General features: G+C 73.4%; 1 protein-coding gene. It reads right to left on the bottom strand.

Features of this window, described 5'->3' with window-relative positions; genetic code table 11:
• Nucleotides 1-135: 135 nt before the first annotated feature.
• Nucleotides 136-537, bottom strand: a 402-nt coding sequence (locus J5M56_RS24130) for a hypothetical protein (RefSeq protein ID WP_207937958.1), incomplete at its 5' end; no start/stop codon positions are given.

Below are 537 nucleotides of genomic sequence, written 5' to 3'. Positions count from 1 at the left end.
GAGCGCGAGCGGCTGCGCGGGAACGCCCGCCGCGCTCGCCATCACGAGCGCCACGGCGAGCGCGAGCGCCGGACGGCCGCGGCGGGACAGTGAACCTGACATGAAGTGTGCGTGCATCGCGGATTCCAGAACAACTTATTGGGCGGGCGTGGCGCTCGGCCACACGAATCCCGTCTCGCCCGGGCCCGGCGCGGCCGCCGGCGAGCCGAACAGCAGGCTGCGCGGATTGCGGCCGACGTCGCCCGCGACGTCCTTCAGCGTGCGCGACGCGTCGCCGACGTTCGTCGCGAGCGCGTTAAAGCGCGGCAGCGTGTCGTAGCGCACGCGCGCGCTCAGCTCGGCGAGCGTGTCGTTCATCGACGCGAGCGCCTGCCCCGCGCGGTTCAGGTTCGCGACGAGCGGCCCGCCGGGCGCGACGAGCGCGTTCGCCGAGCTGAGCGCGCGGTTCACGTGCTCCATCGTCTGCGGCATCCGCGCGAGCGCGGGCTCGACCTGCCTCGACAGTTGCGTGACGCCGTCGGCCGCATGCTGCATGCT

This window comes from Pseudomonas sp. 51_B, from assembly GCF_017491595.1.
Lineage (GTDB): Bacteria > Pseudomonadota > Gammaproteobacteria > Pseudomonadales > Pseudomonadaceae > Aquipseudomonas > Aquipseudomonas promysalinigenes.
Note: the sequence above shows the minus strand (reverse complement) of the source record. Positions and strands in the feature narration are given on the sequence as shown.